The sequence below is a fragment of the Halalkalibacter kiskunsagensis genome (genome assembly GCF_037027555.1).
In the GTDB taxonomy this organism is placed as follows: domain Bacteria; phylum Bacillota; class Bacilli; order Bacillales; family Bacillaceae_D; genus Halalkalibacter; species Halalkalibacter kiskunsagensis.
This window is the reverse complement of sequence record NZ_JAXBLX010000021.1, coordinates 37,517-62,357: the sequence shown is the minus strand read 5'-3', so window position 1 is coordinate 62,357 and position 24,841 is coordinate 37,517. Positions and strand designations below refer to the sequence as shown.

Annotated in this window: 28 protein-coding genes and 1 riboswitch; of the genes, 2 read left to right on the top strand and 26 right to left on the bottom strand. The window is 36.5% G+C overall.

The features are described 5' to 3' along the window. Positions 1-9: 9 nt before the first annotated feature. The 6 genes from SLH51_RS13640 to SLH51_RS13615 all read right to left on the bottom strand — a co-directional run bounded on the left by SLH51_RS13640 (position 10) and on the right by SLH51_RS13615 (position 6,143). Complete coding sequence (locus SLH51_RS13640) at positions 10-915, bottom strand: sugar phosphate isomerase/epimerase family protein (protein ID WP_335961873.1); 906 nt, start codon at positions 913-915, stop codon at positions 10-12. 46 nt (positions 916-961) lie between these two features. After that, the gene (locus SLH51_RS13635) at positions 962-2,044 is read right to left on the bottom strand and encodes a Gfo/Idh/MocA family protein (protein WP_335961872.1); all 1,083 of its coding nucleotides are present in this window, start codon (positions 2,042-2,044) and stop codon (positions 962-964) included. 48 nt (positions 2,045-2,092) lie between these two features. Next, positions 2,093-2,464: a cupin domain-containing protein gene (locus tag SLH51_RS13630; RefSeq protein WP_335961871.1), complete on the bottom strand. Its 372-nt coding sequence runs from the start codon at positions 2,462-2,464 to the stop codon at positions 2,093-2,095. A 199-nt stretch (positions 2,465-2,663) separates the two neighbouring features. After that, on the bottom strand, positions 2,664-3,500 hold the full coding sequence (locus SLH51_RS13625; protein ID WP_335961870.1) for a carbohydrate ABC transporter permease: 837 nt from the start codon (positions 3,498-3,500) through the stop codon (positions 2,664-2,666). A gap of 2 nt (positions 3,501-3,502) precedes the next feature. Then, entirely contained in the window at positions 3,503-4,435 is a 933-nt protein-coding gene (locus tag SLH51_RS13620) for a carbohydrate ABC transporter permease (protein WP_335961869.1), read from the bottom strand. Positions 4,436-4,769: 334 nt separating this feature from the next. Beyond that, complete coding sequence (locus SLH51_RS13615; protein WP_335961868.1) at positions 4,770-6,143, bottom strand: ABC transporter substrate-binding protein; 1,374 nt, start codon at positions 6,141-6,143, stop codon at positions 4,770-4,772. Positions 6,144-6,615: 472 nt separating this feature from the next. Here SLH51_RS13615 and SLH51_RS13610 point away from each other — a divergent pair, with 472 nt between their 5' ends. Then, positions 6,616-8,367, top strand: a complete 1,752-nt coding sequence (locus SLH51_RS13610; RefSeq protein ID WP_335961867.1) for a cache domain-containing sensor histidine kinase — start codon at positions 6,616-6,618, stop codon at positions 8,365-8,367. After that, a complete protein-coding gene (locus SLH51_RS13605; RefSeq protein ID WP_335961866.1) occupies positions 8,364-9,119 on the top strand; it encodes a response regulator transcription factor in 756 nt (251 codons plus the stop codon). The genes SLH51_RS13610 and SLH51_RS13605 overlap by 4 nt, the downstream gene beginning before the upstream one ends. 171 nt (positions 9,120-9,290) lie before the next feature. On the opposite strand, the gene SLH51_RS13600 is transcribed toward SLH51_RS13605, so the two are convergent. The 20 genes from SLH51_RS13600 to SLH51_RS13505 all read right to left on the bottom strand — a co-directional run bounded on the left by SLH51_RS13600 (position 9,291) and on the right by SLH51_RS13505 (position 24,569). After that, positions 9,291-10,637, bottom strand: a complete 1,347-nt coding sequence (locus SLH51_RS13600) for a sensor histidine kinase (protein ID WP_335961865.1) — start codon at positions 10,635-10,637, stop codon at positions 9,291-9,293. After that, a complete protein-coding gene (locus SLH51_RS13595) occupies positions 10,577-11,551 on the bottom strand; it encodes a hypothetical protein (protein ID WP_335961864.1) in 975 nt (324 codons plus the stop codon). The genes SLH51_RS13600 and SLH51_RS13595 overlap by 61 nt, the downstream gene beginning before the upstream one ends. Positions 11,552-11,894: 343 nt before the next feature. Beyond that, on the bottom strand, positions 11,895-13,091 hold the full coding sequence (locus tag SLH51_RS13590) for a phosphoglycerate dehydrogenase (protein ID WP_335961863.1): 1,197 nt from the start codon (positions 13,089-13,091) through the stop codon (positions 11,895-11,897). A 153-nt stretch (positions 13,092-13,244) separates the two neighbouring features. Further along, positions 13,245-13,322, bottom strand: a riboswitch (ZMP/ZTP riboswitch). A 301-nt stretch (positions 13,323-13,623) separates the two neighbouring features. Continuing rightward, positions 13,624-14,028: a gas vesicle accessory protein GvpU gene (gvpU, locus tag SLH51_RS13585; protein ID WP_335961862.1), complete on the bottom strand. Its 405-nt coding sequence runs from the start codon at positions 14,026-14,028 to the stop codon at positions 13,624-13,626. A 22-nt stretch (positions 14,029-14,050) separates the two neighbouring features. Continuing rightward, positions 14,051-14,740, bottom strand: a complete 690-nt coding sequence (gene gvpT, locus SLH51_RS13580) for a GvpT/GvpP family gas vesicle accessory protein (protein ID WP_335961861.1) — start codon at positions 14,738-14,740, stop codon at positions 14,051-14,053. 43 nt (positions 14,741-14,783) lie between these two features. Further along, on the bottom strand, positions 14,784-15,077 hold the full coding sequence (locus tag SLH51_RS13575) for a gas vesicle protein (protein WP_335961859.1): 294 nt from the start codon (positions 15,075-15,077) through the stop codon (positions 14,784-14,786). A gap of 25 nt (positions 15,078-15,102) precedes the next feature. Further along, complete coding sequence (locus SLH51_RS13570) at positions 15,103-15,387, bottom strand: gas vesicle protein K (protein WP_335961858.1); 285 nt, start codon at positions 15,385-15,387, stop codon at positions 15,103-15,105. Then, the gene (locus tag SLH51_RS13565; protein WP_335961857.1) at positions 15,353-15,628 is read right to left on the bottom strand and encodes a gas vesicle protein; all 276 of its coding nucleotides are present in this window, start codon (positions 15,626-15,628) and stop codon (positions 15,353-15,355) included. The genes SLH51_RS13570 and SLH51_RS13565 overlap by 35 nt, the downstream gene beginning before the upstream one ends. Before the next feature lie 16 nt (positions 15,629-15,644). Further along, positions 15,645-16,451: a GvpL/GvpF family gas vesicle protein gene (locus tag SLH51_RS13560; protein ID WP_335961856.1), complete on the bottom strand. Its 807-nt coding sequence runs from the start codon at positions 16,449-16,451 to the stop codon at positions 15,645-15,647. 10 nt (positions 16,452-16,461) lie between these two features. Beyond that, on the bottom strand, positions 16,462-16,716 hold the full coding sequence (locus SLH51_RS13555) for a gas vesicle protein GvpG (protein WP_335961855.1): 255 nt from the start codon (positions 16,714-16,716) through the stop codon (positions 16,462-16,464). Then, a complete protein-coding gene (locus SLH51_RS13550; protein ID WP_335961854.1) occupies positions 16,716-17,483 on the bottom strand; it encodes a GvpL/GvpF family gas vesicle protein in 768 nt (255 codons plus the stop codon). Before SLH51_RS13550 ends, SLH51_RS13555 begins: the two co-directional genes overlap by 1 nt. 14 nt (positions 17,484-17,497) lie before the next feature. Further along, positions 17,498-18,418 (bottom strand): gas vesicle protein GvpN, encoded by a 921-nt coding sequence (gene gvpN / locus SLH51_RS13545; RefSeq protein WP_335961853.1) that lies wholly within the window; start codon positions 18,416-18,418, stop codon positions 17,498-17,500. Between the two features lie 25 nt (positions 18,419-18,443). Further along, entirely contained in the window at positions 18,444-18,710 is a 267-nt protein-coding gene (gene gvpO, locus SLH51_RS13540) for a gas vesicle protein GvpO (RefSeq protein ID WP_335961852.1), read from the bottom strand. A 69-nt stretch (positions 18,711-18,779) separates the two neighbouring features. After that, on the bottom strand, positions 18,780-19,040 hold the full coding sequence (gene gvpJ, locus SLH51_RS13535; protein ID WP_335961851.1) for a gas vesicle protein GvpJ: 261 nt from the start codon (positions 19,038-19,040) through the stop codon (positions 18,780-18,782). A gap of 26 nt (positions 19,041-19,066) precedes the next feature. Further along, positions 19,067-19,531, bottom strand: coding sequence for a gas vesicle protein GvpQ (gene gvpQ, locus SLH51_RS13530; RefSeq protein WP_335961850.1), 465 nt, complete (start codon positions 19,529-19,531; stop codon positions 19,067-19,069). Positions 19,532-19,563: 32 nt separating this feature from the next. Further along, positions 19,564-20,031: a GvpT/GvpP family gas vesicle accessory protein gene (gene gvpT, locus SLH51_RS13525; RefSeq protein WP_335961849.1), complete on the bottom strand. Its 468-nt coding sequence runs from the start codon at positions 20,029-20,031 to the stop codon at positions 19,564-19,566. A 47-nt stretch (positions 20,032-20,078) separates the two neighbouring features. Next, on the bottom strand, positions 20,079-20,339 hold the full coding sequence (gene gvpA, locus SLH51_RS13520) for a gas vesicle structural protein GvpA (RefSeq protein WP_335961848.1): 261 nt from the start codon (positions 20,337-20,339) through the stop codon (positions 20,079-20,081). A gap of 913 nt (positions 20,340-21,252) precedes the next feature. After that, positions 21,253-22,119: a transglutaminase family protein gene (locus SLH51_RS13515; RefSeq protein WP_335961847.1), complete on the bottom strand. Its 867-nt coding sequence runs from the start codon at positions 22,117-22,119 to the stop codon at positions 21,253-21,255. After that, positions 22,116-23,081 carry an alpha-E domain-containing protein gene (locus SLH51_RS13510; protein ID WP_335961845.1) on the bottom strand — a complete coding sequence of 322 codons (966 nt, stop codon included), beginning with the start codon at positions 23,079-23,081 and terminating at the stop codon, positions 22,116-22,118. The genes SLH51_RS13515 and SLH51_RS13510 overlap by 4 nt, the downstream gene beginning before the upstream one ends. 30 nt (positions 23,082-23,111) lie before the next feature. Continuing rightward, positions 23,112-24,569, bottom strand: a complete 1,458-nt coding sequence (locus tag SLH51_RS13505) for a circularly permuted type 2 ATP-grasp protein (protein WP_335961899.1) — start codon at positions 24,567-24,569, stop codon at positions 23,112-23,114. Positions 24,570-24,841 lie beyond the last annotated feature (272 nt).

The window sequence follows — 24,841 nt, the reverse complement described above, 5'->3', positions numbered from 1 at the left end:
TGATCCTCCTTATGCTTTTACCTTCAGAATTTTTTCAAAAAACTCTTTCGTTTGGCGTACGACCTCAACTTCGCCGATCTTATCCTGTTGATAAAAAGACGGATAATGCGTATCAATTGTCAAAATTGCTTCTGGATCATGTTTCGCAAGCGCTGTCATAATTTCTACATGCTCAAAATCATCTTCCCCTGCAATAGCAAAGTTATTAAATCTACCATGCGAGAATTCATTTGAAATAGAATTAACTTCTCTTGACGCCCCTTTTAAATGAACAGAAGCTACATGGCCTTTAATGTGTTCATACTTTTCAACTGTAGGAAATTCACCTGTTCTCCATCCGTTAACAATGTCCCAATTTAATTTGAGATTCGGATGATTCGTGTTCTTCATGAGTTCTCCTAGCTCAACGCAATTATTAGCTAATGTTGGTGGTTCATTTTCTACTAAAATCACTTTTCCTCTAGTTTGAGCATGTTCAGCATGCGCGAGTAACACCGCAGTATTGTGCTGATACTCTTTCTCTTTTTCTTCTGGTGGTAATGTATCAAAGCCTTCTCTGCGGTGCAGTGAATAAATTCGAACATTAGGAGCAGAAAACGCATCTGCTAAATCAAACAATCGTCTCAACTGCTCGGTCATTTCGTGATGATGACCCTCATCATAATTGTCATACTTTGGTGGACCAGAAAATGTACATGAATTTACTGCCCATGAACTTAAAGTTGCGACTTTAAGTCCATGTTTTTTTACAACTTCCCCTAGTTGCCGAGCCTTTTCAACCGAAATGGTATCGATTGTATCTCCATCAAGCTTGGCACGTAATTCAACATAATCAAACCCTAATTCTTTTGCGTTAGCAATTGCCTCTTCAAATGACTCTTTTCCTAGCATATCTGTTACAATACTAAACTTCATAATGCCCTCCTCCTAAACATTCTTTTATTTATTCCACAACCAGCTCTTATAGTTCAATCCACTTTCCAGATTCATGATTTTTAAAAGCCTCAAAGATTTTTGTTAATTGCCATGCATCTTTCAATGTAGCACGTTCAACTTGTGTATTATTTAAAATCGCACTAGCGAAATGATTAACACTTTGAACCATTCCTTGTGTAAAAAGGTTCTTATTATGAAGTTGACCTAATGAAAACTCTGGCTCCCAATGGATCGGTCCATTTGTAGGATCATCCCCAATAAAAGAAGGTGCCTTCCCGTAGTCCCCGCTTCCTTTTTTACCTTGATAATATGCAAGTCTAATGGCATTATCGATGACAATATTTTGCTGATCACCAACGATTTCATACCGTTCATTTGGACTCGTTTCCGATTGAGTAGATGGTAAATGCAAGCTGCCAATCGCACCAGATTTAAATGATAAAATCGTTTGTACATTTCCACTAGGTTGATGCTCTAAGAAACACATTTCTTTTACATCCCCCATTAAATAGTGCATCCCTGACATTGGATGACAAATGTCTAAAAACCAATGCAATCCTGTTCTCTCTCCAATATCCTGTTGGAAAGGAGTCAACGTTAAAGGATAACGACCTGTCATCGACACAGCTTGGCCAAATTTGCTGTTTTCAATAATTTTCTTAGCACCCTCAAAGGAAGGATAAAAATATCTTTTATTTGAAACAAGAACTTGCACACCTGTTTTTTCTTGTAACTCTAGTAAATCTTCCGCTTCTTTCGTAGTATAAGAAATTGGTTTTTCAACCCATACCGGAAGCCCAGCATTCATAATATCAGGCAAGATTTTCGGATAAAGAGGACGACCGTTTTTATCAAAGTTCAAAACAATAAATACAGCATCCAAATCTTCTTTTTTGATCATCTCGTTATAATCTGTATATGCTTTCTTTGCACCGAATCGATTGCGATAAATTTCAGCTCTTTCCAAATTGAGATCACAAACAGCCACTAAATCAACCGGGGCATAATCAAATGTTGGATAAACATTTCGAAACGAATGAGCGCCACACCCAATAAATCCGACCTTAATTTTGTTTGTATATTCATAATTAAATTTGATTGTGTCCAACTAATATCCCTCCAAGATGTTTGATAGTTCGTTTACCTTATGGCCCAATTATTCTCCAATTGTTTGACGATCAGGTGCTGAATAAGCAATGATCATCCGACATGGCTCCCAGCTTGTAACCGTTGCATTATGTGGAACATTTCTTGGAATTCTAAGCATCATCCCTGGTTTTAGGTGGTACGTTTCATCACCAAGCGTGTGATCACATTCTCCAGATAATACAAAAATGAGCTCTTCACAATTCGGGTGAATATGTCGTGGATTTTCATCGCCGGCATTAATATAAACCATTCCGAACGTCATTTCTGCATCCGGGTCGATCTCTTGCCCACAAAGCCATTGAATGCCTCCCCATTCCATCGGCAGTAAATATTTCTCCTCATTTAAATCAGTAATCGTAGCTAATTTTTCTTTTTCCATCGTTAATCTCCTCATTTCTAAAAAATTTTCTTTTCTTACAGGATTGGAAACGCTTACGTTTCCTTTTATCTTCTGCAATGAAAAGTTTTATTGGTACTAATTCTAAACTTTTCATCTTCTTAAACAAGGTGGTATTTCAAGGGTAAAAGTGGGGAAAAAGTAGATGACACCACTTTTACATTTTTTTATTTTGATCAGATCACTTATTTGCTCCACTAGACATTCCATCAACAAAGGAACGTTGGAAAATCAAGTACACAATAATACTTGGAATCATACTAATAACGGTTCCTCCAAAAATCAGAGCGTAGTTAGTAGCCATTTCCCCTTGGAACGAGTACAGGCCTAATGAAATGGTGTATTTTTGCTGTGACATCAAAAGAACTAATGGCAGCAAGAAATCATTCCAAATATTCATAAAGATAAAAATTAAAAGCGCTACTAACCCCGGTTTTGCGAGCGGCAGCATGATTTTCCAGTACGTCTTCCACTCACTCGCTCCATCAATCATTGCCGACTCTCTTAATTCTTTCGGCACATCACGAAACGTGTTCCGCATTAAAAAGATAGAAAATGGCAGTGCCAAACCTGCTGACACAAGCGTAAGGCCCGTTAGAGTATCGACTAATCCCATAGAACGCAAATGATAAAAAATCGGAATAATAATCGCTTGTACTGGAAGGGCCATTCCGAGTAACACTAAGTAAAAAATTAGATTGTTTCCTCTAAACGATAATTGTGCAAAGGCATAGCCAGCTGGACAAGCAACAAGAGCTACTAAAACCATTCCTCCAATCGTGACAAATGCACTGTTAAAGAAATACTGTTGGAAATTTCCTACATGCCAGGCGCTGATGATATTGTCGAAACTCCAGCTTTTAGGGAGGGCAAATGGAGCTGAAAAGATTTCCATATTTGTTTTAAAACTAGCCAATACTGCATAAATGATTGGAGCTATCACGAACAGTAACAATACAAACAACGATATCCAAAGAGTCATTTGACCAGATAACTTTTTTCTTATTAAGGTAGTCATTCTTATTCAGTCCTTTCCCGATAGTAGTTAAAGGCAATTGTGAAGGTAATAATAATAATTCCTAGAACAACACTTTGTGCCGCTGCGTAGCTGACTTGATTCATACTAAAAGCACTTTTGTAAACATAAGTGGATACGACTTCACTCATATAGAAAGGTCCACCTTGAGTCATAATCCATATAAGAGCAAATCCTTTTAGTGCATGAATGATGACCATACTTACAACAACATTCATTGTGTTTCTCAAGCTCGGAACGGTAATATACCAAAACTTTCGAATGGGACCTGCCCCATCAATGTCTGCCGCTTCATACATTTGTGTATCAATACTTTGAAGTCCCGCTAAAAATAAAATCATGTATAAACCGTAAAAAGCCCAAGTTCCCGCAATGACTAAAGCCGGTATAACTAACAGCGGTTCACCTAACCAGTTACGTGCTAGAAACTCTAATCCAATTGCGCGAAGGAATGTATTTATCGGCCCCATCGTAGGATCATAAATTTTCGACCATAGTACACCAACAACCGCTAAAGAAAGAACACTTGGTAAGTAGAACGCAGCTCTGAAAAATGTTCTACCTTTTTTCACTTTACTAATCAAGACTGCTAAAACGAGTGTTGGCAAGACCATTAACATTAAACTTAGCACGACCCATAGTAAGTTGTGGCCGAGTGATCGCAAAAACAGTGAATCATTCATAAGTGCAGCATAGTTTTCTAAACCGACAAAGTTCATACTAGCTGAAGCACCATTCCAGTCAAACAAGCTATAACGAAATGCATCTAACATCGGATAAAGCATAAACACAAAGTATAAAAGTAATGCCGGTGCTAAAAATGAAGCAACAACGATTCTTTTCTTTAATTGATTCTTCTTTCTCGTTCGTACTTTTTCTTTCTCCATCCTTGTTGCTAGATCAATTGATAGATTCATTCATTCTCCCTCCCGTAATGAGCAATATATGAGTTGTATATAGACTTCCGATTGTTTTCAATTGAAGCATCTCCCCCTCTCCTAAAATCCCTAAATATTTTTTCTGAAGATTCTGAATAACTTTTTTGTTGTCTTAAGCTTACTTGATCTATCCCCCTATAAAAAGGAGGCATTTCTTTTAATAAAGTGGGCAAAAGTAAGATTCCTAAAGCCAACAAAATCATTAATCCAGGGCTATTAGTAGCAAAAAAGTGATAAATTATAGCGGTGATGAAGCCATCACCGCTTAGGAACCAAAAGCATCTACCACTATCATTAACTCGAAAGAACTATGCTACCTTTTTAATTGAAACCCTTTTTCCTTATCTTTTTGTGCTCCTTGTTCTATATTATCCATCGCTTCTTGCGGAGAAATAAGCCCCCCAACTAACCCTTGTAAATTTTGGAAGTAACTTTCCCCTGTTTCCACTCCAATAAACACACTCGGATTGTAACCAGAGCCATCTTTGACATCTTCTGCTGCAGATTTCAATACGTCACCTACCGGCTCTACTTCAGCAGCAGCGGAGGAAGCAATAATAAAGTTATAGTCCGAGTAACTGTACACAACCTCAGCATAGTCTGGTGACAGGATGAAATTAAGCCACATTTCTACAGAGTCAACGTTTTTTGCATCAGTTGGTACAACCCACGACTGTCCAATTCCTCCTGTTGGTCTTGCCGTTTTTCCGCCTACTAATGAAGGCATCATAAAGAAACCAACACTATCTTGTAAGTTCTCTTGTGACAGGTCCGTAATTAAGTACGTCCCCCCTGTATAAATAGCAGCTTGTTTATTCAAAAATTTAAACTTAGAATCAGCTTCTTGTAATGTAACAGCATCCTTCGGGATAAAGCCTTTATCTACCCAATCAACTAGAGCTTCTGCTACTTTCACAATTTCTGGATCGTTCCAATTTCCATCTTCATAGAGAATTTCTTCAAGCTTATCGGTACCAGCCATTGCTTCAATCATCACACCAAATAACCAACCAATTGCATAGCCATTTCTTGCCCCTACTGTAATTGGGTCAACACCTTCTACTTCCGCTAGTTTCTCGAGCATATCAATATATTCATCTGGTGTCTCAGGTACTTTTACGCCATGATCTTCAAATACGTCTTTATTATAAAAATGAGCAATTGCATCAATCATATGAGGTACTTCGAAAATCTGCTCATTACCTGCAATCAGATTATAAGCAAAAGGTCGAACTGCATCTTGCCAATGGTTTTCGTCATACATTTCGTCTAACGGTCTAATTAATTCCGCATCAGATAAAACGGAAATTCGACTTGGACCAGCATTCATTAAGATCGCATCAGGAGTGTTTACCTTTGAATGTAGCAAAGCCGTTAAACTTCCAGATTCAACTCGAACATCTCCCGTTTCAACAGTTACATCAAGCTCTGGATGTAACTCTGAAAATCTATCAATAACCTGTGCCCATTGCTCTCTTTCTACTTCATTGTAATAGTTGGGAATTAATAGCTTTAACGACTGTTCCTCACTTTGTCCTTCGCTTTTTGCTGTTTCTTCTGTACCTTGTTCACTCGTTTTTTCAGTTTCCACATTCGGACTTCCCGCTGGTGATTGACAAGCTGTTGAAAGCGCTAACAAAATTAATAATAGAAACATTCCTGCTGCTTTCACGTATTTTTTTCCCATCAGCAAATACCCCCTATTGAAATTTAAAATATACAAATCTTCTTTTTTTTGAAAGGTTTGTATATTTGTTATGAATAATATTAATTGTAACTGTATTTAAAAAAAAGGGGGTGTTTCTTTTATAAAAGTGGGCAAAAACACGAAGTAATATTTAGACAGCTGAAACACAGTTGACTTTATTCCTCTTTACTTATACTCTATTTTTAAGGGATTCGCTTACTTTGAAGCGTTATTATTAACTTAATAATAAATAAAACAATTATTTTTTGTAAATTATCCAGAACTTGATAAAAGTAATTGATATGTTGGCTTACTTTCCTAAATATTACATTGGAATAATTTCCATAACTGTTTGTTTTAATCATATATAGAGTTTCCGAGGATAAATGATAGGAGGGATTATGAAATTTTTTTTAAGAAACATCCATTTTAAATTGTAAGCGTTTACAAATACTAGTTCTGAGGTGACGCGATGAAATTTTTTCACTCTTTATTTTTTAAGTTGTTAATGTGCCTGCTATTAATCTCCATTGTTCCGTTAAGTGTAGTAGGAGGTATTACTTATTACAAGGCTTCCAATAATATGACTGATAATATAAATTTTCACGCAAACTCGATATTAAATCAAAAAGTAACAGCACTTGAAAATCTCTATAACGATCTTAATAGGCTAAGCAAAGGGATTGTTCATAATAATTTATTTTCGACGTTTAGTGAAAATACAAATCACCGGACACACCAGCAATTATATATTGAATTAGATAAACTACTGATTAGTATTGAGAATATTTTCCCTAATTTTGAAGGAATCACCCTGATCAATGAGCATGGTTTTATTTATCATTACGGCTATTCCTATAATCAACAAGTAACAGCAGCAAATATTTATAAAACGAATTGGTTTCAAGCAATTGGTGATATCAGTCAACCTCAAATTTCAGCACTACATACTAGAGAATATAGTAACTACGATCCAGATGTACCCGTTTATTCATTTATTAACAAAGCTTGGGATGATAAATTAAGAAGTCATAGTCTTATCATTATTGATTTTAAAGAGGAATTACTGACGAATCTTTTAACGGATCAGGAAAATTCAGAACTAACTGCAGGAACGGTTATTTATGGAGAAAAAGATTATATCCTTCCTCCCCATTCCGAATTAAATCTACCATTTAACATTGTGAAAGAGCATAACTCAAATTCAATTATTACGAACGATGATGGGATAGACTTTCTTATTTATAAGCAGCCATTTCCTCTTACGAATTGGAACATTGTTGAGTATTTCGAAGTAGATCATTTATATAAAACGGTTGTCGATACAAAAAACATTTCACTGTATACAATTGTTATTAGCATCTTTGTCTGTATTTTCGCTTCATTATTTGTATCGCACCAAATCTCAAAGCCTATTCACAAACTTCAAAGAAAAATGAAAGAAGTGGAACAAGGGAACTTTGAAGAGAGTTTTATTACAAATTCTAAAGATGCAATCGGCGACTTAGCCAACGGGTTTAACCACATGCTTACAAAAATTAAAGCGTTAATTGAATCAGTTGCCAAAGAAGAACAATTAAAAAAAGAAGCAGAAATTACCGCACTACAGCTGCAAATTAATCCGCACTTTATTTATAACACGCTTGAATCAATCAATTCCTTAGCACGAAAAAAGAAAGAATATGAGATCAGTCATTTAATCGTGTTGTTAGGCCGGTTATTGCGACTTAGCATAAGTACGTTTGAAGAAAAAGTTCCGCTAAGACAAGAAGTTATGTATATTGAATATTACCTTGAGATCCAAAAACAAAGAATGCGAGACACCCTTACCTACGAGATATTTGTAGAACAAAACCTTAAAGAGCTGTCTATCATTAAATGGATCCTCCAACCCATTGTCGAGAATGCAATTATTCATGGTATCGACCCCTTACGTTCGGAAGGGAAAATAACGATAAATGTAACAGCAAACCATGAGACGCTCACATTTGTGATTACAGATAATGGGGTTGGCATTGAACAAACAAAACTAGCATTCATTCAAGCTCAATTAAAGGATGGTTCAGCCCAATTAACAAAGTATAGAAACCAAGTTGGCTTATACAATGTCCAAACAAGAATCCAGTCGCATTTCGGCAATGACTTCGGAATTTCTATTGATAGTGTCATAAACAAAGGAACGTCAGTCAAAATTACACTGCCTTTAAGGGAGGAAACGAAATGAATAAGATGTTAATTGTTGATGATGATTGGATGATTTCAGACAGTTTAAAAACGATGGATGAATGGGTAGATTTGAATATTGACGTTGTAAGCACTGCTGAAAATGGACAGGAAGCTCTTTATTGGCTCGAAAAGGAATCGATAGATATTATTTTAACCGACATTCGTATGCCCCATATGGATGGTCTAGCATTAACGAAACATATTCTTGATCACAAATTAAAGCCAGTTGTCATTATTATGAGTGGATATGAGGAATTCTCTTATGCCCAAAAAGCATTACGATACAATGCTAAAGGATATATTCTTAAACCGATTGATATCAATGAACTGTTCGAAACGGTCAAAAGAGTACAAGTGGAATTGAACAGCCAAAAGCAGGTACCAGTTGAAAATAATTCTGCTACGGCAGTAGAATCTCAAACTCATCAAGAAAGGTTAATAACAAATACGATTTCCTATATTCACTCAAATTATATGGAACCCCTAACGTTGAAGAGTTTAGCAGAACGTGTTCACTTAAGCGAACAGTACCTTGGGCAATTGTTTAAGACCGTAACTGGTGAATCCTTCTTAAGTTATTTAACAAACCACCGAATGAAAAGAGCTTGTGATCTATTAAAAAACCCTGTGTTAAAAGTTTATGAAGTCAGTGAAAAAATAGGTTACACAGATTCGAAGCACTTTACAAAAGTATTTAAAAAAATGTATGGTTATACACCGAAAGAGTATCGGAAAATTAATTATCAATAGCCGTTGTAGGTGGCACCGTACGTTCGCTCATGATATGAGAAAACCACTCATAACAGACTTTTAAATCAATACAACGCATATACTCATTGCTTAAAGGCCACTGAAAAAGTCCATCGAGGAAGCTTTTTTCAGTAGCCTTTCCAATCGAGATTGTGCTGTTTAAATCGATGATTAACATTTTCTCTCGTCAGCCAACGGCAATATTATTTTAAAACATGTTCCATCAGTATTTGAAGTGACAAGCTTAATTGTCCCACCATGACTTTCAATAATTCTTTGAATAATTGTCAATCCAAGCCCTGTTCCGGTTCCTTTAGTGCTTACAAATGGTTCAAATAGATTAGATTGTATCTCATCAGGCATCCCAGCTCCATTATCTTCTAAGAAAATGTGTATAATATCGTGATCAACCTCAGAAGAAATCCAAATATCTCCTTTTTCCTCCATTGCCTGAATGCTGTTTATAATGAGGTTGAGAAACACTTGCTTCATTTGATCTACATCAATCGATAATAATATATCATCTAATTTAGCTTGAATTGCGACTTTTGACGAGTAATTAGCATGAATGAGCGGCATAATTTCTGCTATCACATCTTGTAAACTAGCCTTTTTCATATTTAAACTTGGTTTAGCTAGCATCAGCATATCTTGAGCAATTTTATTAATTCGTTCTATTTCTTTTAATATAAGTCCCGTATGGAAGTTATGACGATCTTTTTCTGAGAACTCACTATCCATCATTTGTATAAACCCCTGAACGACAGATAAAGGATTTTTAATCTCATGAGCAGCTCTAGATGCTAATTCACCGGCTACTGCTAACTTTTCTGTACGCAGGATTCTTTTTTCTAACTTATCGATTTCAGACACATCAACGAAAGAAAATATTCTACCAATAACCTTTTCTTTCTCATCGACCAAAGGCGATTGGGAAACCAAAAATACATATGTTTTATCCGAAGTCTTAAATGATACTTTTCTTGTATGAAAACATTCCTCAGAACAAAACAAATTCCAAAATTCAGGATTGAATTGAAAAGGGCCTTTCTCATTGTATATCCTTTTTATTCTCGCGTGATCTAGGCTCGTTACCTCTTTTGCCTTCCCATTTAATTCTATTTCGCTATTTTCATTATGCACCGTAATAATACCGATTGGAATAGAGGCAAGAATTTGCTCGCGAAATAACTTTTCATTTGACAGTCCTTCAAATGATTGACGCAAACTAAGAGACATTTGATTAATGGATTCTGCCAGCTTCCTAAATTCATACTGTTCATCCGAGACAGCAGTTAGTCCATATTCTCCTTTCGAAATCCTTCCTACTTTCCTAGCTAGTCGATCTATATTATGATAAACGCGTTTAAATAGTTGGGACGTTATTAGATATAGGACAAATAATGAAACAAATCCAGCTAGACTAATAATAATAGAATGACGAGTTACAGGTTCACTCATTTGCCCATAATCAAAAGCGATATAAATGACCTGATCGTTTTCAAGAGGTAGAAACATTTTATATAATTTTTTCCATTAACCTCTTGTATATAGGATGCCTTCTCAGGTTTGGTAACCATGTTTTCTAAAACGTTAATGTCCTCTTCACTTTTATTATCAAACGTTCCATGTACAATTTGTTTTAGCCGAGGATACAATTCGTCCTCCAATGATGGGTTAACAAAAACCAATGGATCTAAAATGGCTACTTCATCTAAAAAAGGATTGTCCGTTTTCATCTGCGCAATAGAAGAGCTAGGCCCGACTTCATTTAAAAATTTATCTACTTCATCAACTTCAATATAAGGATTGATAATATACGAAGAACCAGGGGGATGATAATAACCATATTTGAAAAAAACGGTGTCGTTTTGATGTGATCCGGACTGAGCAATAGGAAGAACAAGAACATTGTAATCAACTAAAGTCGCTCCTCCTACAGTCGGTTTCTCCCCTTTTATAAGGGTATCAGCAATTTCATAAAATCCAAACTCTCTTGAACTAAATCCAATCTCGTTCGAATCTGTTGATAGCACACCAACAATGTCTTCTCCTTTTCTAGCAAACATGGTAATTCCAGCTATTTCTAACTCTTCCTGAATCATTTTCAAATCTTGATTTGTAATTTCATCGATGCTTTTTCCCTTTACTATTTCAGCTATATGTTTTGCATAAGAAATTAATTTTAAATCAATTTGATTTTCTAAAGATTCTACTGCTAAATTATTGTTTTCTATTTCACGTTTTATATTTTGAGCAGCCATAGTTGTTTGCTTCTCTACCTCACTATTAATATTTTGATTAATAACATATAGTTGGATAGATCCAAATAGCAAAACTAATAACAAAACCGCTAAAAGAACCCGTCCTAAAAAAAGGGTTTTTAACGTAGCATTTTTTTTAAACATAATAAGTCCTTTCCATACCTTCACCTAATCAAGCTCTTAATACAATTCATTCAATTTACTTACATGTCAACAGGTTCAATTATATCATGCAACAGCTTATAGGTTGCTAAATTGGTAGAATAAATGTTGAATAATGAGCCTTCTATAAAGTGTATCACGTCACACAAATCACGAAGAAATCACTATACTGGAACTATAGTGAAAATAACCGCTTCACCCCCTTTTAAGACAAAAAAAGGTCCGAAGAGAAAAAGTTCAACGCATCAATTCACGCTGAACCTTTTCCCTTGAACCTTTTATTTCAATAGCTACTGTCAAGAAAGGAGTCGTCCATTCCTGTCTTCCACCTAGCTTCATTTATAATTGATTAAATAATACGAGTAGTAACCATTCCCTCAATTTGATTGATTTTTTCTTCAAGGCTCGGAATCACATCACCGTTAACTTTATCTTCAATATCAATCATTGTATACGCGTAATCGCCTCTACTTCTGTTAACCATATCTGCAATGTTCAAATGAAAATTAGATAATGCAGACGTGATCTGTCCAACCATGTTCGGAACGTTTTTATGGAATGCTGTCACTCGTCTCTTTCCAGTATAGGGAATCAACGCATTAGGAAAGTTCACTGAATTCTTGATGTTTCCAGTTTCCAGAAATTCCTTCACTTGACGAGCTGCCATAATGGCACAGTTTTCCTCTGATTCTTGTGTAGACGCTCCAAGATGCGGGATCGGAACAGTATTTTTCATTTTTAATACATGTTCATTCGGGAAGTCTGTAATATACTTGCCTACTTTTCCACTTTCAAGTGCTGCTGCAATGTCTTCTTCATTCACAAGCCCATCACGAGAGAAATTCAAAATATGAACACCAGACTTCATGATGCTAAACGTTTCTTTGTTAAACATCCCTTTCGTATCATCCGTTAATGGAACATGCACAGTTATAAAGTCAGAGTTTGCAAACAACTCTTCAATTGACATTGCACGTTGCACATTACGTGATAAGTTCCAAGCTGTGTTTACAGAGATGAACGGATCAAAACCGATGACATCCATGTCTAAATCAAGCGCATCATTAGCAACAAGTGCACCGATTGCCCCAAGCCCAATGACACCTAATGTCTTTCCTTTAATTTCTTTTCCAACAAATTGTTTCTTCCCTGCTTCTACAAGCTTAGGAACTTGATCCCCTTCACCTAGTAATGTCTTTGCCCACTCCACACCAGCAAAAAGGTTACGAGAAGATGCCATTAATGTCGTTAGGACAAGTTCTTTTACAGCATTAGCATTCGCACCAGGAGTATTAAAAACAACAATTCCTTGCTCAGTACACTTATCGACCGGGATATTATTTACACCCGCTCCAGCACGTGCGATTGCTTTTAAGTCTTTGCCAAATTCAATTGAATGCATGTTAAAACTACGAACAAGGATCGCATCAGGATTATCACTGTCATTGTCGAGAGTGTAGTCATCTCTAAATACACGTAACCCGCTTTCAGATATATTATTTAACGTTTTTATTGTTTTTACTTTTTCTAAAGTTGTTGTGTTCATATTGTTTTCTCCTCTTTCTTGTTTGATTTTTTACAATTCTAATTTTTTGTAAGGGAACTTTACATCAGTCAAATTTCATGAATGTCTGTATTTACCATTGAGATGGCTTATCCCCTCCAATTAAGCAGAAAGAGGCAAGGGACAATGATCCCTTACCTCTGCCCAGGCGAACGGCTACGACGCTATGTGCTCCCTCGCGGTTATCCGCGTTCGCCAGTTACACATAGCCTTTTGATTTCCTTCATTTTAGCAGATTGTAGGTGAATCTTCAAGCTCGAACTTGTAGTCAGTAAAAAAAAGATTATCCCATTTTCATTCTTTGTTGAATTTATAACAAATATTCACCTTTAGTTATGAAAGATATGCATCAAATTAAAGAAGAAAGGTAGACGAAAACTGGAATATTTTGTAACTAAAAACTGAATGGTACAGAAATATCATTATTTAAAGTCACAAATTTGAGGAAATGTCTGCTAAAAAATAAGCAACTAGCACGAAGCCGCGTTGCTTATTTTTATAGTAAACTATAAATCTATGTCTTTGTAGTCGCACGATCCGATATTCTCCCTAAAAAGAAACCGTCTATTTCACATAACTTTCCTCTCCAAAGGATTTTCCCTCTTGAGGGTGTTGGTTTACTGTCACCACAGTACACCTTTGTATTTTTCAAATGAATAAAATGTGCCTCAACTTTATCATGCGTTTCTAATGTGTCTTTGGCCCGTGTTAGCTGTTCACTTACCTTCTGGGAAACTTCACTACCTTCTTCAAATGTTTCACTTAATGTATCAAAGTATTCCTTAGCAGACACCATTGTCCCAGTAATAACCGCACCTTTTACATTTAACGTAATATCTAAAGAAAAATCATGCTTATTTGCTGCTTGTACAAAAAATTCAAGGATGCTGTCTTTCATTTTATCTGGCTCATTACTCATTTCCCTTCTCCTTTCTTACTAATTAAGAAGATGTGTCATCATCACTTGAGAGGGTTGTGTCTTCACTTTCCTCTTCGTCCTTAGTCGACTTTGTAGAATTTGATCTCTTTCTACCCGGAGTGCGCTTTTTTCCAGTACTATTTTTCTTAACCTTGTCTTGATCTTCTTCTTCACTATCTTCTTTATCATCTTCTGATTCTTCTTTTTCTGTTTCCTCTTCTTTTGATTCGTCTTCTTCCTCCTCCTTACTATTTTGAGTTAATTTGGTCAGCATCTCTTCTAATCGATCTATACGATTGTTTAGATTATCATTTTCTTCCATTAAGGATTCTTGTTCTTTATTCGTTGAATCTGTCTCGGTGCTTGATTGAAGGCTTGTTTCAGAATTGTCTTCTTGTTCATTTGAGTATTCTTCACTGGAATTATCGTCGTCTTTATGAAATAAATCTATCGTAGAAGTTTTAATGGAACCTGCAGCTTTCTTAGACTTTTCTTTCGCCGCTTGACCTAAGTCTAATCCTTTGCTTTTTAATTTATCACGATCGATTCTCTCCATAAGCTTCTTGCCATTCTCAGGTGTTGCTATATATCCAACGGCAGCCCCAATCAAACCTCCTGTTATGGAACGTTTTAACGGACTGCTATTTGAACTTTTTTCATCTTGCAATGCTTTTTCCTCTGTTTGATTTTCTACATTTTTTGTTTCTGACATTGTAAAAACCTCCTATTATTAGTAAAATTTCAATGGTTGTATTTCACTTCTTTTCAAGAGATTCAAGTCTTGCTAACAACTTCTTATTCTCTTCTTCAAGAGTACTCGTATGGTTTGCTATAGCTTTTGAACTTAAGTATGGATCTGTTTCCCACCAATCCATACCAATTTCTTTTGCTTTATCAACAGAAGCAACAATGAGACGGATTTTAATCGTTAACAGTTCAACATCCGCAATTCCTACCGTGATATCCCCAGCGATAACCACACCTTTATCTAATATTTTCTCTAACACATCTACAATCGTACTTGATTGCATCGAATGTTCGACTGACATAATGAGATCCTCCTTGGCATTTCAATTAAAGCAAGCTCCCTAAAGGACCAAGATCTATATTCAAGTCTTCTGCTTCAAGGCCGAAAACTTCTTTTAATTCATCCATTTTTTCTTCTAAGTTCATTAAGGCCTCGCCTAAACGCTCAATTTCCTCTTCTGTCAAGGTCCCACCTTCTACACGCCTGATCGCATGTCTTTCAACAATTTGCCTCAGTAGTTCAATGACAGTTAACACCAGCTGAGCTAGTCCATGCTCTGCTTTTTCTGGATCTAAATTAATTCTCCCTTTTGTTGGGTTGGCCGGTTGCATCCATTAACTCCTCCCTTTGTTGATCGAAATCCTCTGAAGATATTGCTTGTGCATTTCCTTGTTGAGCCTGCACAAGAGATTCTACTGAAGCAATTAATACTCGCAAATCTAAATACACAAGATCAATTCCAGCAATTGAAATTACCAAATCAGCCTTGATTGCGACCCCTTTATCAAAGATGACATCTAAAATATCAATTAACGCGATCTCCTTGTTTTCAATCGATTCTCTAAGAGACATATATTTTCTTCCTCACTTATGAAAAGCTAGAAAAATGGTAGGCTGGCCAAGGTCCAGATACCTCAAACTTCCATCCCGTTTCTTGCATTTGTTTCTCAAAATGTTGGATTTGCTCCAAAAAAGACTCTACAACCGTTTCAGAAATAAGGTATACACCATTCCAGATCATATTTTCTTTTTTTTCTGTCACGTTTTTACTCCAATTCCTTTTTACATTTCCTTGAAGAACAAATCCTTTCAGATGAAGATGTATTTTTTCAGTAACACGATTTGTTTCTTTTTCAAGTTCAGATTGAATTAGTTTATCTAGCTTTTTCTTTTCGAAAAATTGTCTCCCCTTAGGTAATTGACTGATTTCTGCTTTCTTTGCTTCGATTACTGGATTGCTCTTTTTGATTTGTTTTTTTACTAATTGATCATCACAATAAATCTTCACATTCCATTCTTCATTTCCAGCTAATAACGAAAAGGCACTTTCTATTTTGGATTCTTTAGCGTGTACCGCTTTTGCTAAACTGTCTTGATTTTTATATAACGTACAAAATTTCAAGGGGACAATCGTGAAAATCCTCGCTAGCTTCATAACTGTTTCATGGTGGTGAAATGCCTTTTCTTGAAGCCATTCCATGTCATTATTTACTCGATCTTTGATCTGTTCTTCTGAGTAATTTTCAGAGTCCAGTTTACAAACAATCGCTGTGCTTGTTTCTATAGGTATAGTGTAAATTCTAGCTGTCCCGTCGAAGCCTTTATACGTTGGTAACGAATGATTGTTCGCTTCATTTGTTGGAATTAAACCATATAAATAGATTAAATCACCCATTTTCTTCTCCTCATTTCTTCTTTGCCATTTGCTCCCATTGTTTTAATTCAAGACGTTTCGCTACTTCATATCGCATCAGCAATTCTTGTTCTTTCTCTTTATAAGCTTCCTCTGGAATATCCCCAAGCTCATACAGCATTTGCAGCTGAATCAGTTTTTGTTGAATAGTTGAAAGGTCATATAATTCCTTATCTGCTTCTTCTTTCACCTTTTCCCCGATTTTCATAATTAAGTTGATGGGGGCAGTTACTACTTTATGAAACATTAGCTGTTCTCAACCTTCAACCTAATATTGACGAAGTTATAGGCTGGCCAAGGACCGGTATAGTTAAATTCGACCTTATCCTTCCATTCGTCATGGGCCTCATTTACTTTTTGATCAAACTCCTCTTCTTTGTCTCGGTCAATTAAGAAAGAAGCATTTAACAACATTTTTTCTCCTATTGGATCATTTGATTTAGCAGCTTCAGCTGACTCATGTAATGGATCAAACACTTCCTGTTTCACCTCATTTTGCAAACCAGCCAATAATTTTTGTGCAGCTCCCCCTAATCGAATTCGTTCATAATAGCTAGCTGCTTCCGTTTTTCCACGAACGGCTTCTGCCATTTTTTCAATCTGTGAGTTCTCACTAACTTGTGATTTAATCCATTCACTTTTTCCAATCACTTTTAAGCCCACTTCAATTTTTCCTTTTATTGCTGGAAACAGCTTTTCAAATTGCGGATATAGATTTTCAAGTAGCACACCCACATCTTCTTTTGACTGAAAAACATTACCAAAACTAACAGGAATAACTGTTTCATTTTTCTTCACCACAAGCGAAACTGCATGTTGGTGCATCAGTAAATTGTCTTTGTTTGGGTGGTAGATTTTCATTGGAACTTCAGCGGCAACGATTGCTGCATCTTTATAATGGATAGCAAAGAGATCCCTGTTCTCCCCTTCTATTTCAATAACCCCAAACTCATCATTCGCTTCTGTTTGAATTCCACAAAATATATAAATCCCCGTGCTCTCATCTTGGCTCATTGTGTGACTCTCCTTTATTCCTCATTAACCTTCGTATTCTCGCAAGCTTTTATTACCAACTCTTCAGCTGTTTTTATTTGCTTGTTTGATTCCATACATCGACTTACTTGATGTGCTAATATATCAAGACATAAACGTTGAAAGTCTTGATCTTTTCCATCAATTGGTATCTCTTCTTCTGAAGCTAGTTTCGCAATCATCAATGAAGCTCGTAAACTTGGACCAGTATCCTTTTTGCATTCTTGGCGTAAATCAGCTACTAAAGTCGTAATGACTTTCGCTTCACTCTTTTCGATGTCGACTTTTTCTGAAACAATCGTTGTCTCTCGTTCAATGTCTTTATAATCAACAAAGATCGTAATCAATCGATCTAGCAATGCATCTTGTGTTGAATAAACACCTGCATATTCATCAGGATTGCTCGTAAATATAACCGCAAAATCAGGATGAACACGGACAAAAGGTTCGGTTAGTTTTGAACCGTAAAGAGGGAGGATGCCTTCTTCTAAAATAGACAAAAAGATGTTGTTCGTCGCTGGTTGTGATCTCGTGAACTCATCGTAAACGAGCGTGTATCCATTTTTTACTGCTTCTAGCAAACGCCCGTCCCTCCACGTCTCTATCACACTTTCATCTTTCTTATAAACGGAACGAATATAGTTATCGACAACCTTTTTACTTTTGTATCCAGTAAAGTCGCCAATTAAATCTTTGTTGTTTAATTCATGGTTACCGTGTATGAGCATGACGGGTTTCTTTCTTTTTTTAGCTAAAGCGAGTGCCAGAGAGGTTTTCCCTGCTCCAGATGGGCCAATAAAATGAATAGGGTACCCAGCTTTTAAGTATTGTAACGAGCGAGTAAGTAATTCCTTTGTTATTGAGTCTTGAATCAATAATTTAGTATTCTTGTTGTGTTTTTCTTTTAAGACTGTCACTCTTTTCCCTCCTACTCACCACGTCCTACACTTCTTGACCAATGGCACTACGATAACGAATATCACGTCTTTTAAACGATGTAACTTCCTTCTGTTGATTAAGTTGAACATCATACACACCTAGCATTTCATCTTTTGCATACTTTTTCATGTATTCCTTTTCTTCAATAACTTCAACCGTAAGCTTCCAACCATGGTTGTCATTTTCTTCGACTGAGGTAATCTTATGAACAGGAGCTACATGTTCATTAAAGAAGTCAGCAACATTTCCCATGATTTTTTTAATTTCCATAGTGACCTCCTGCTAAATATAGATGGGAGGCCAGGGCTAGGCTCTACCCCTGACTCCATCAATCCACACCTACACACTAAAGCTCGCATTTCGTTCATTTTGCTGGGGTGGAAGTCCATTTTCTTCAACCCCATCTCGAAGCAACCCAACTGCCTCTGCATAACGTAACCATGTATCCACACTTGCAATCACAACTCTCGCTTCAACGGTTAAAATTTCAATCCCTACTACCGAGACTCTTACAAATGCATCAATCACAATTCCTTTATCTAAAATCCGGTCAATTACCTCAGCTAAGCTTGAACTATCTGCACTTTTTTGAATTGACATTCGTTATTCTCCTTTCACCGTTCCATTTAAGAACTCATCGTCTTAATGTCATTGGAGGATTTGATGTTCTTTGAGCTTTTAATAGCGGTAGCACTCTTAACATACTTATAACTCTTAATATTGCTAACGCCTTTTATCTTTCTAACATTCTTACCATTTCGCTCATCCTCTTTATTTGCTGAAGAGATCTTTTCTTGAAACTCTTGACCTGCTTCAACAACATTACCGATCTTGTCTCGAACAGAAAGCAATACATCTTGAGCCTTTTCTTTCGCTTGGTCTGCTTTGTCATGAATTTTATCAGCATTTTCATCTTTGGCTTTCTCTAATCGGCTAGCCGCTTTATCAGCCTTTGCTTGTACATTCTCAACAAGTGTGTCTTTCGTTTTTTGTATTACTGTATCTTTTACTTGTTCTTTTATTGGCTCAGGGGTATGTTCTACGACTTTTTTGGCAACCTTCCCTACGGCCTTTTTCACTGGTTTGTCCATCCAACTCCTCCCTTTACGTAGCGAAAGTGGACTTATGATTTCTTTGAATCAGCTAGCTTATTTAGCATATTTTCAATTTTTTCAAGGCGTTCATTTAACTGTTTGTTATCTTCTTTGATTTCTTCGTAATGAGACGAAGGATCTTCATCGCTCGAATGATCTTCCTCATCATTCTCATCATGCTTCTTTTTAAGTGACAATAAGCCTCCTCCAGATTTATTCATATAGCCGGACGCTGTTTGTCTAATGCTATTAACAGCTTGCTCTGTAAGAATTTCTTGAGCTGCTCTTTTTAATTCTCTACCAGCTACTCTCATAACCTCTGATTCACTTATATTTCTGATGACTTTCTTGCTCGTTCCAGGACTAGATAGCAAGCCTATTCCCGCTCCGACCACTCCACCAATTATCGCTAAGTTCATAGAATGATGATTGTCGTCCTTTCTCTCTTCGTTTTGCTCTATTTCTTCATTCTGTTCTTTCTTTTCTGCAACTGTCATAGTAAGTTGACCTCATTTCTTGTTTTCTATTTAAGTAAACGTGTGATCTAAAAACTAAATTGTGTCCCACGATCTTGGTTATTTCTCAAAAGACCTTCTTCTTCAACTTCATCTCTCAGGAGTCCAACAGCCTCTGCATAGCGTAGCCATGTATCGACGCTAGCGATAACGACTCGAGCTTCAACAGTAAGTATTTCTATCCCAACAAGTGAGACCCTAACGAAAGCATCAATCACAATTCCTTTGTCTAGTATTCTGTCAATCACTTCCGCAAGACTTGAACTATCTGTACTTTTTGTAATACTCATCTGCTCTTCCTCCTTTGTTGTTAGTCTAGGAAACCTTTTTAATTGGTTTATGTGTGTATACCATTAATCTTTTTAATTAAAACGAGGTTTTTTTCCAGCATCACTATAAAATTCACTTTTATGTTTTCAAATTCAAACTTTGTAATATTTAAATATTGATACTTCCCCTACTTTCAAAAGCTTCTTTAATTGAAGTGTTATATAGATTAAAAGATTGTTACTTCATTGAAACAAATGAAAAAAAGACATAGAATTCCATGTCTTGGCGATTTTCTAACTATAAAATACCCTAAAGATTAGTTAAGATTAACTTTTACCTTTTAGGGTATTTATTGAATAAAATAAAAAGTGAATGGAAAGGAGAACGTACAACCTTAAATGATTTCAACCATTTTAGTTGCCGTAACCATTCTGTTTATTTTGGTAAACCTCTTCTCTTTTTTTACTAGCAAATCCTATAAAAGGAGTGCTTTCCACCAACGATTGAATTATTTCTATTTGATTGTTCCACTATCACACCTGAGGATTAACAATTACTTTCATCCAACCCGTTTACAAAACAATATGGTATGTGAAATTAATTTACGTTAAGCCTGTCCTTCGAATCTAAAAAAATAGGGCTGTCTTCAAGAGGACATTTATTTATGACCTTTTGGGACAGCCTCTCTACCTTCGACTTATGCTTTTTTCTTCAGACTTGATACGAACAACCGAACAGGTAGGGACAGAGAGGGCACTGAGCGTAGTCGTTGCCATTGGTATGAGAAGTGTCTCACACTTTAAGCCCGCTATGAGTGGGTTTCTCAATCCGCAGGCGCGCAACGTGCGGAGCCATTTCCACTTCCTCGGTAGACTTTTTCAGTAGAATACCGCTCTTATTATCCTCTATGATAATTTGGTGTCTTTTAAGGTTTTACTCTCTGTAAATTCTTATATCAACAAACACGTCGAGATCATGCGTTCCTGCCCCTTGGTAAACACCTTTAAACGGAACAATATCACTGTAGTTTCTGCCATGACCAATTTTAATGTAACGCCAGTCAATTTTTCCATTATTCGTTGGATCAAAGCCGATCCATCCTACAAAAGGAACATAGGCTTCTACCCATGCGTGTGAAGCATGCTGAATTTCAGTTTGATCATCATTGACATCGCCAATAAAATGATAACCACTTACATATCTCGCCGGGATACCATACATACGGCAAATCGCTATCATGACATGGGCATAATCTTGACAGACTCCTCGATTTAACCGCAATGTCTCTTCGACAGTCGTATGAACATTAGATGCATCTGTATCATAAGTGAATCGACTGAATAATAAATGCGAGATTTGTTCAAGCAATTCGTAGACACTGCTTACACGTTCTTGATGTATGGATGCACAAAACATTCGTAACTCAGGAGTAATCCGCGTATAATTCGTTTCTATTAAAAATTCAGCGTACTGATTCTGAAACATTTCACCATCTAAAATCTCACATTCATCCCCATAAGAAACCTGGTTTAGAGCAACGGAATGTTTTTCTTCCGTTTCTACAATTGAACGTGATTCGACCACGAGCCTTTGATGAGGTCCTTGAATAGTAAAATGATGAACAACATTCCCAAAGTAATCTTTATATGAAAATAAAGGCACCGTCGGCTCAAGTAAAATGGTATGATTGCAACATGTCTGATGATCATCTGTTATTGGAGTCAACCGAACCTCATTGACACTATCTTCGACCGGCTCTTGATAAAAATATTTTGTAAAATGAGAGACTTGTAGTTTCACGCTTTAACAAACTCCTCCTGAAAGAAATTTTCGGAGATGGTACGATCCAGTTGATAGCAAGAATTCATCATCTCTTGCAGTAATTCTAATCCGTCCCCTTTTGCCTTCAAACCAGACAATACCTCTTTCACTCCCCCTGTTAGATCTATCGCTTGATCTGATAATGCAGCTAATTGGTAATCATCCTGCTTAATTACTAGCAAGCTTGCCTCCAATGACCCTAGTGCAAAGTTTACCGAGCGAGGAAATTGCGAATTAAGCATAATAAATTCAAAGACCTCTACAAACGTGACGTGATCAGCATGAAATTTCCGAAATGCTTCATAACCACCGACAGACTTTAATAAGATAAGCATCCGATTGTAATGCTTTTGATCGAAAGGAAAATCATGATCTTCGATTAAATTGCTGTAGATCGTTTGGAGTATACGTATCGTATTTTCAGCTCTTTCTAAGAATTTACCAACTTGAATGAAATTCCATTCTTGTCCTCGAAGAAGAACGGAATCTGTAGTCCCATTAATTGCCGCAAGCCATTCTCTGATACGCTGATAAAAGAGATGTGGCGATTGCTCCATCACATTATGTATATCTTGTTCTTTCATCCAAAGGTAAAAAGAATTCATACTATCCCATAAATCATCTGGTAACAATTGTCTAAGTGCCCGCATGTTGCCTCTTGCTTGATTTATACAAGAGTAAATAGAGTTTACGTTCGTACGTTCAAACGTTAATAGCCTAAGTGCAGTTGTTTCATTCATTGGCTCGTCATCTTTCTTAGATGAATAATCACTACCAATTGTGGTAATAAGTCGTTCCCATTTACAAACCTGATAATTATTGGCACTTCCTTTTAATTCGTGACGCATATGATAATTCACATCTATTAATCTCGTATGATTTTCTGTTCTTTCTAAATAACGCCCTATCCAAAATAATAATTCCGCGGAACGATTCATCATCATACTCACCTCATTTATACTTTTATTCTATTACTTTCTTTCCAAAACCCATGTATCTTTTGTTCCGCCACCTTGCGATGAATTCACTACTAACGATCCTTTTTTTAGTGCCACTCTTGTTAACCCACCTGGTACGAGTTGAATCTCTTTCCCTTTAAATACAAACGCACGCAAATCGATATGACGAGGAGCAACCTCTCCATCCTCCATTAAAGAAGGAGCACAGGATAGCTTTAATGTTGGCTGCGCAATAAAGCGTTCAGGATTCTTTCTGATTTTCACTGCAAACTCCTTGATCTCCTTTATGGAAGCTTTTGGTCCTATTAGCATGCCATATCCACCGGATAGAGACCGTTCTTTTACGACCAACTCTCGTAAATGGGAAAGAACATATTGAATTTCCTCCTCATTTGATAATGTATATGTAGGAACATTTTTTAAAATCGGCTCTTCATTTAAATAAAAGCGAATCATATCAGGAACAAACGCATAAACGGCTTTATCATCTGCGACCCCTGTTCCAGGTGCGTTAGTAAGAGCGACTTGTCCAGCACGGTACGCATTCATTAACCCTGGTACCCCTAGAACTGAATCGGAACGAAACGCTATTGGGTCCAGAAACTCATCATCAATCCGGCGATAGATGACATCGACTTGACGAAGTCCTTGAATGCCTTTTAAGTACACTTTCTGATCAATAACAGTTAAATCTCTTCCTTCAACAAGCTCAATGCCCATCTCTTGTGCGAGAAACGTATGATCATAATAAGCAGCATTATGCACTCCAGGTGTTAGTAACACAACGAGAGGATTCACTTTATTTTGCGGTGCTAAGCTTCGTAAGGTACTTAGTAAGTCATTTAATCCTTGATCTATATCACGCACGTCGTATTCAAAAAACAACTCAGGAAAAAGATGCATCATCATTGAACGGTTTTGATAAACATAGGATAGCCCAGACGGATTGCGTAAATTGTCTTCTAGAACATAAAACTCTCCTGTCTCACTGCGGATTAAATCAATCCCAGATAACGGGATGTAGTTATCATTCGGGATGCTAACCCCAACCATTTCAGGACGGAAATATGGATTCGTAACCACCATTTTTCGTGGAATAATACCTTCGTGAAGAATATTTTGCTCATGGTATATATCTTTGATAAACGCATTTAAGGCTTTCACCCTTTGTTTCAAACCATCTTCAAGAAACGTCCATTCATCAGAGTTTATAATTCTTGGACTAATATCAAAAGGAATGGTACGTTCAGAAGATGTATCTTCCTGGTCACCATACAGGGTAAAAGTGATCCCCTTTTTCACCATTTGCAATTGCATAAACAAATTTCGATTGCTGAGCTCCGTAATCCCCATCTTTATAAATCGTTCGTAGAGCTTTTTATATGAAGATCTTACTTTCCCTGTTTGATCGAACATTTCATCATAAAACAATTGGGTCGTATAATTTGAAAACACTTGCTTCTTTTCCATTGTTAGAGTTGTCACTTTATGAACCCTCCAAATTTTTCTAGTTTGTTGAACACCGCAAGTATATGACAATGCCATTCAATCTGACTGTCGAATTCGGTCATCATAATTATGTCTATTTTGTGAACATCTCTTTTTATAGTTTTCATTAATCTATCCATATAATAATGAAGGAAATCGTTTTAATATGTATTTTAAATACATATTTAAGGTCAGATTATCTGACATATTTTTCATTTAAATTCACAGAACGAATTATAATAAAGGAGACGTGA